The 7476-nt window shown below is 32.0% G+C and carries 3 protein-coding genes and 1 rRNA gene; 2 read left to right on the top strand and 2 right to left on the bottom strand.

Going from position 1 to position 7476, the window contains the following annotated elements:
- Positions 1–13: 13 nt before the first annotated feature.
- Positions 14–122: ribosomal RNA gene (gene rrf, locus EQG68_RS03000) — 5S ribosomal RNA — on the top strand.
- Between the two features lie 189 nt (positions 123–311).
- Here the strand turns inward: rrf and EQG68_RS02995 are convergent.
- Together EQG68_RS02995 and gldJ are read right to left on the bottom strand one after the other, a co-directional pair.
- Complete coding sequence (locus EQG68_RS02995; RefSeq protein WP_129463300.1) at positions 312–1595, bottom strand: UDP-N-acetylmuramoyl-tripeptide--D-alanyl-D-alanine ligase; 1284 nt, start codon at positions 1593–1595, stop codon at positions 312–314.
- A 68-nt stretch (positions 1596–1663) separates the two neighbouring features.
- Positions 1664–3379, bottom strand: coding sequence for a gliding motility lipoprotein GldJ (gldJ, locus tag EQG68_RS02990; protein WP_129463299.1), 1716 nt, complete (start codon positions 3377–3379; stop codon positions 1664–1666).
- 210 nt (positions 3380–3589) lie between these two features.
- Between gldJ and porU the strand changes: the two genes are divergently transcribed.
- A complete protein-coding gene (gene porU, locus EQG68_RS02985; RefSeq protein WP_129463298.1) occupies positions 3590–7438 on the top strand; it encodes a type IX secretion system sortase PorU in 3849 nt (1282 codons plus the stop codon).
- The last annotated feature ends 38 nt before the right edge of the window (positions 7439–7476 follow it).

Raw genomic sequence — 7476 nt, 5'->3', positions numbered from 1 at the left:
AAAACTAAAAACTTAAGGTGGTTATTGCGGCGGGGCTCACCTCTTCCCATTCCGAACAGAGAAGTTAAGCCCGCCTGCGCAGATGGTACTGCATTTTGTGGGAGAGTATGTCGCCGCCTTCTTTTGAAAACCCTTCATCAATCGATGAGGGGTTTTTTGTTATTAAATAATTATGATAGAGTTTTATTTCTTTTGAACTACTTTGATACACTGAACTGCGTGAGGGATAGTAGCGAAAAGCCCACAGCGAGATGGTACGACAAGCAAGGACTTGTAGCGGATAGCCCGATCCTTGTGGTCACGCCCAAATTTTAAATATATTGAAGCGTTCTTTCTAAAGCCATGCCTCGAGAACCTTTTATAAGAATAAAAGAATTTTCAAAAGGATAGTTTTGTAAATATTTTGAAAATTCATCAAAAGATTGATAATAATAGAGGTTTGATTTTTGTTTTTTAGCTAAAAAAAATTCTTTACCAATTATATGACAATCAAAATTTGCGTTTAAATAGAGTTTGTTAATAATATTTTGATGTTCTTGAAAGCTATCATTACCAAGTTCAAACATATCACCTAAAACAGCTATTTTCGAATTTTTATCTAACTGAATAAAGTTTTGTAAAGCTACATCCATACTACTTGGATTTGCATTGTATGCATCTAGAATTATTTCATTGCTTTTTTTGTTTATAATTTGGGAACGATTATTTTCAGGTAGATAGCTTTCTAAGGATTTTTTTATTTCTTCATTTTCAACGTTAAAATAGCGTCCAACGGTAATTGCAGCCATGATATTCGTAGCGTTATAGAGTCCAATCAAATTAGATTGAATTTCTATATTTTGATAAGAAATTTTCACGAATGGGTTTGCTTCAATTTTATCGATAAAAATAAAACTATTAGGAAATGAAGTGCTAAAAGTGATTTGATTCATTTTCTTGGTTTTTGTATTCTGTATGGAATCATCAAGATTTACAAACACTTTTTTATCGGATGCAGATAGATAGTTATACATCTCAGATTTTCCTTTGACAACACCTTCGACACCACCAAAACCCTCTAAATGAGCTTTGCCAAAATTTGTAATATAGCCGTAATCCGGTTGCGTGATTTCACAAAGAAAAGCTATTTCTTCTTGATGATTTGCACCCATTTCAACAATGCCTATTTCAGTTTCTTTTGTGAAAGATAATAATGTAAGTGGAACCCCGATATGGTTATTCAAATTTCCATAAGTAGCTTTTGTTTTGTATTTTCTTGCCAATACAGCCTGAAATAATTCTTTGGTTGTTGTTTTTCCGTTGCTCCCGGTAATTGCAATTATGGGTAAGTTTAGATATCTTCTATGAAAACTAGCTAATTGTTGTAATGTAGCTAAACAATCGTTAACCAAAATTGTTTGTTCATCTATATAATATTGAGCATTATCAATTAAAACAAAGTCAGCACCTTTTTCTAATGCTTCTTTGGCAAATATGTTAGCATCAAAGCTTGTTCCTTTTAGAGCTATAAAAAAAGAATTTTTTTCAATCCTTCTCGTGTCAATAGAAACAGATGAACATTTTAAAAAGCAAGCATGAATTTGAGTAATATCCATAAAACAAAAAGTAATTTAAAAGTAAAAAAGCCCTAAAAAGGGCTTTTTGTATTATTTGTAAAAGAAAACTATCGTGTTGATTTTGGCTTCCCTTTTGCTGATTTTTTGTTAGATTTTGGTCCAACTTTAGACATTGCACATCTAAAACCAATATCGTCTGTAGCAATATCTTGAGGGAAGAATCTTCTTTGAGCCGGATCTAACCAATATGCTCTATCTCTCCAAGAACCACCTTTGTAAACTCTTACATTATCATCAATAAGAGTAGTTCTTTTAGATGATTTGTCATATTTTCTTACCATCTCTGAAGTGGCACTATCTACAGATACTTGATGCTTTGGAGAATCATACATTCTGTTTTTCTCACTAACATTGTTGTCTCCTTCTTCTTCTGAACCGAATTTATAGAAACGAATAGATTGTTTATCCCCATCACGATAATTTCTATTATCACTCTTATCAAAATTTTGTCTTAAGTAAGTTTCTTTTTCGTCAACAGGTACTTGAGCAATTTGTCCAGGTAAATTTCTAGCAATGATTTTTCCATTTGCTAAAGTGTCGTATTTGATGTTTTCGGAAGTAATTAATTCTACTTTTCCGTCTTCACCAATTTTATTTTTCATGTAAACATTACCTCTGTAATAATTGAAGTCATTAGCTTCGTCGTCAACTCTAGGTCTGTATACATCTGCAACCCATTCATTAACATTTCCAGCCATATCATATAAACCGAAATCATTAGGAGGGTATGATTTTACAACTTGAGTAATATCTGCACCATCGTCAGACCAACCTGCAATTCCGCCATAATCTCCTTTACCTTGTTTGAAGTTGGCTAAGTGGTCTCCCTTAACAATTCTTTTGCTAGTTCTTGTATAACTACCATTCCATGGATATTTCTTTCTGCCTTGGTATAAATTGTATTCTCTGTTTCCAACATTAGCAACTGCTGCATATTCCCACTCAGCTTCAGTGGGGAGTCTATATTCCGGTTGGATTAAACCTGAAGAACGTGTAGCATAAACATTTTTTGCTTCTGAAGTTTCTCCGTCTTTTCCGGCAGAAGGTTTTGCACGTCCTCCTTTACCTTTCAAAACGATTTCTTCATCTCCGCCAAAAGCTTGTGATGGAGTGTTGATGTAGGTTTCTGTACTAAATGATTTTTCTGCTGAAGCATCAGTTAATTTTGCATCTTTTTTAAGATATTTATTTTTTTCCAAAATATCTTCATTAACACGGTCAGTTCTCCATTTACAGAATTCTACTGCTTGAATCCAATTGACACCTACGACAGGATAATCCTTATAGCCAGGGTGTCTTAAGTAATTATTGGTCATTGTTTCATTATACCCAAGACGATTTCTCCATACTAAAGTATCCGGTAAAGCACCATTATATATATTAGTATAGTTTTCGTCGTTTGGATCAAAAATTCTTTTTAACCAATCCAAGTATTCCATGTACATGAGGTTGGTAACTTCACTTTCATCCATAAAAAAAGACTGGACGTGTTGCTGATTTGGAGTATTGTTCCAATCATGCATTACATCATCCTGAACTTTTCCCATAGTGAAAGTTCCACCTTCAATTGCAATCAAGCCAGGGGCAGCTTCTTGTTTTTTGAAGTTTGATGCGTACTGAAAACCACCTTTTTTATCGTTGATTTTCCAACCGGTTGCTGTTGATGAGTTTTTTGAGCTTGAATTTTTACTACAACTAACAAATCCAATAGCTACTATTAATCCCAATAGCAATTTAAGTTTCATAATTTTGTTTACTTTCATACGTTAAGTAGGTAATAAATTTAGTGCCGCAATATACTAATTAACCTTTATATTACAACAGATTTTTAAAATATTTGTAAAAAAAAACAAATATATCTTGTTTTCCATATAGCGATAACGTAAAAATATTTTATTTAGTATAATATTTAAAAGATTACAAATTATTAATATCTTGTAATAAATTTGCAAACACAGCGTTTTAGAGATGATATGAAAAAGATTATACTAGTTTACCTATTGTTTAATTTTGTAGTAAGTTTTGCTCAAAATACTATAAATATTAATATTGATTGGCAAAGTAATACGTTATATAATATTGGTAATCATTCTTTAAACCTTCCTCATTTTCAGTTAAAAAACTTTTATTTTGACGATAGTAAAAGAATGATTTTTTTCACTCAAAAGTTTAATATTTCGTTGCCAATAGACGAAAATTCTATACAAATCTCATCAGTTAGTTATGAAAATATTTCCCCAAATGAACTTGGGGATTTAAATGTAAAAGAGATACCTTCTGCAATCACTTTGAATGCAAAAAATGAAAAAACAAGAGAAGCTTTACAGTTTTTTTTAACTTTTTCACCTGTAATTAAATCAATTGATGGCTATAAAAAAGTTAAATCGCTCACTATTACATATAAAAATGCGGATAACTCTCTACAAAATTTTGGGAATAGATTTGATTTTAATAGTATTCAAAGTTCAGTTTTATCGACCGGTGATTGGTATCGATTTTATATTGAAAAATCCGGAGTTTATAAAATTTCAAGGAGTTTTTTAAGTCAACTCGGAATGAATGTTAATGTCGATCCCAGAAATATAAAAATTTATGGAAACGGAGGGAGAATGATTCCTTTGTTGAATAGTATTGAGTATCCTTCCGATTTAGAAGAAAATGCAATTCTTTTCGTAGGAGAAGAGGACGGTGTTTTTAATCCTGACGATTTTATCCTATTTTATGCAGAAGGCTTTGGTAATTGGAATGCTGAAAGTTCAACTCATTTAAATCTATATGCTGAAAAATCTTATTATTATATAACTGCTCAAGGAGGAAGTGGAAAACGAATAGAGAATGCTATCCAACCTTCTGAATCTGCCTCAATTGTTTTTTCTACTTATGATGATTATCAATTTTATGAAAAAGATGTCAATAATATAGGAAGAATTGGTCGAATTTGGTATGGCGATCAATTCAGTTCACAAACCCCTCAGACTATTGATTTTAGTTTTCCAACGATTTTGGCCAATTCAACAATTCAATTAACAGTAAATAGTGCAGCTGTCTCTTTGTCCAGTTCAAGTTTAACAATTGCTGCCGGAGGGCAACAACAAAGTATTAATTTCTCGGCCATTCCAACTTTTAGTTCAACCCTTTATTCAAATGGAACTACAACGCTTTCTGTTCCTTCAACTCAAAATTTATCTGTTCAGCTTACTTATAACAATAATGGAGTTCCCAGTGCTAAAGGTTATTTAAATTATATTATTGCAAGGGCAACAAGCAACCTACAAGGTTATGGAAAACAATTTCGATTCCAGAATAATTCTAGTTCAACTTTAATTGGAATTGGTGAATTTCAACTCACTAATGCATCAGGTATTCAACAAGTTTGGGATATTACTGATATTTACAATGTTTCCAAATATGAAAATAGCGGAAGTTCAATATTTAATTTTAAAGCAGATTTAGGAGAAATTAGAAAATACATTGCAATTGATGCTAACGATTATTTTACTCCACTACGGGAGTCGCAATCGAAAGTGGTTAATCAAGATATTAAAGGAACAATTTTTAATAATGCACAAGGTCAGTTTCAAGATATAGATTATCTTATTATTTCACCATTAAATCTAGCTTCTGAGGCAGAACGACTTGCTAACTTTCATAGAAATTATTCTAATTTAAATGTAAAAGTAGTAACATTAGATAAAATTTACCAAGAGTTTTCATCCGGTAAACAAGATATTGGTGCAATTCGGAACCTCGTAAAATATGTTTACAATAATGCTTCAGATGATTCAAAAAGAATAAAATATCTTAATTTGTTTGGTGATGCCTCTTTTGATTATAAGGACAGAATTCCAAATAACACTAATATTGTTCCAATATTTCATTCACTTAATAGTGAATCTCTATTAAGTTCAACTATGTCAGATGATTTTTATGGCATGATGGACGACAATGAAGGGTTAATGGGATTTGGTGCGAATGGATTAGATATAGCAGTAGGTAGAATGTTAGTTTCTTCATTACAACAAGCCAAGGAAATGGTTGATAAAGTTATTCAATATCATGACATTAATTCTTATGGTCGTTGGAGAAACAATTTTACTTTAGTGTCTGATGATGTTGACGAAAGTTGGGAAAATCAAATTCAAAATGGTATAGATAATTTGGGAAATACAATCAATGATGAAAAACCTTTTGTAAATGTATTAAAATTTCATGCAGACTCATACGTTCAGGAAGCCTCAGCAGGAGGTCAACGGTACCCTAAATTAAAACAAGAATTATTAAATGCTATACAAAATGGGTCTTTAGTATTTAATTATTTTGGACATGGTGGTGAAGATCAACTTTCCTCAGAGCGAATTTTTGAGAAAACAGATGCACAAAATTTAAACAATCAATACCGCTATCCACTAATTGTAACAGTAACATGTGAATTTACACGATTTGACAATCCATTTCGACCAACAGCTGGTGAATATACCTATTGGAATCCGACAGGGGGAGCAATTTCATTAATTACAACCACACGTCAAATAGGGGTTACCACAGGACAAAATATTAATGAAGAATTCTCTAGTTTTTTGTATGGTTATGATCAAAATTCTAATGAAGAAATAAGTATTGCAGAAGCATTACGAAGAGCCAAAAATAATTATAATAGTCCAACACTTATGGTCTTTTATATTGGTGATCCTGCTTTAAAATTAGCTATTCCAAAACCGAAAATTGTTTTAACAACAATCAATGACGAGCCTGTAGCATCCTCAACAGTTGTATTTAATGCCTTAAGTAAAATTAAATTAACAGGGGAAATTCGTGATAATAATGGAGATGTTTTGCTGTCGAATTACAATGGAGATATTGCTGTTCAGATATTCGACAAGTCAATTAATAGAACAACATTAGGGAACGATAATACAAGAGATGGAGCTAATAATTTAATTTTGATGAATTTTCAAACCTTGGGAGAAACGATTTTCAGAGGTAATGCCTCAGTTTCAAATGGACTGTTTGAAATTGAATTTATAGTGCCTAAAGATATTTCTATTCCGGTTGGAAATGGAAGAATTAGTTTTTATGCTAAAAGTACAAACCCAGTGTTGCAAGACCAAACCGGTTTTGATACTTCTATATTAATTGGAGGAATCAACGAAAACGCTCCGGAAGATAATATTGGTCCACGAGTACGACTTTACATGAATGATGAATCGTTTATTTCTGGAGGAATCACTAACGCTAGTCCAATTTTCCTAGCTTTTTTAGAAGATGAAAACGGAATCAATACTGCCAGTGGAATTGGTCATGATATTGTTGCAATTTTAGACGGAGACGAAAATAATCCATACATCTTAAATGATTATTATGAAACCGAATTAAATGATTATACTAATGGAAAAGTTCGATTTCCGTTTAGAGATTTGGCTCCTGGTTTACACACAATAACTTTTAGAGCTTGGGATGTTTATAATAATCCTGTTTCAGCAGAAATTCAATTTATTGTTGTGGGTGACGAAACAATTAGCCTAACTAACGTGCTTAATTATCCAAACCCCTTTGTAAGTTATACTCAGTTTTGGTTCTCACACAATCGACCGTTTGAACCGTTGGATGTACAAGTTCAAATTTTTACTATAACCGGTAAAATTGTCAAGACAATCAATCAAGTTGTGAATACAGAGGGCTTTTTATCGAGGGAGATCACATGGGACGGGAGAGACGATTTTGGTGATAAAATCGGAAAAGGAGTTTATGTGTATAAACTCACTGTTAAGTCAAATTTAACAAACAAAAAAGTTGAAAAAATAGAAAAACTTGTAATACTTTAAGAAAACACTATATTTGTTAATTATTATCCAGATTTTAT

The sequence above is a fragment of the Flavobacterium piscinae genome, from assembly GCF_004122145.1.
Taxonomy (GTDB): Bacteria; Bacteroidota; Bacteroidia; order Flavobacteriales; family Flavobacteriaceae; genus Flavobacterium; species Flavobacterium piscinae.
This window is presented reverse-complemented; position numbering and strand designations above follow the sequence as displayed.

What these genes read in the sequence shown, in the direction of transcription:
- EQG68_RS02995 (WP_129463300.1), bottom strand. Translation starts at nt 1,595, where the DNA reads ATGGATATTACTCAAATTCATGCTTGCTTTTTAAAATGTTCATCTGTT.
- gldJ (WP_129463299.1), bottom strand. Translation starts at nt 3,379, where the DNA reads ATGAAAGTAAACAAAATTATGAAACTTAAATTGCTATTGGGATTAATA.
- porU (WP_129463298.1), top strand. Translation starts at nt 3,590, where the DNA reads ATGAAAAAGATTATACTAGTTTACCTATTGTTTAATTTTGTAGTAAGT.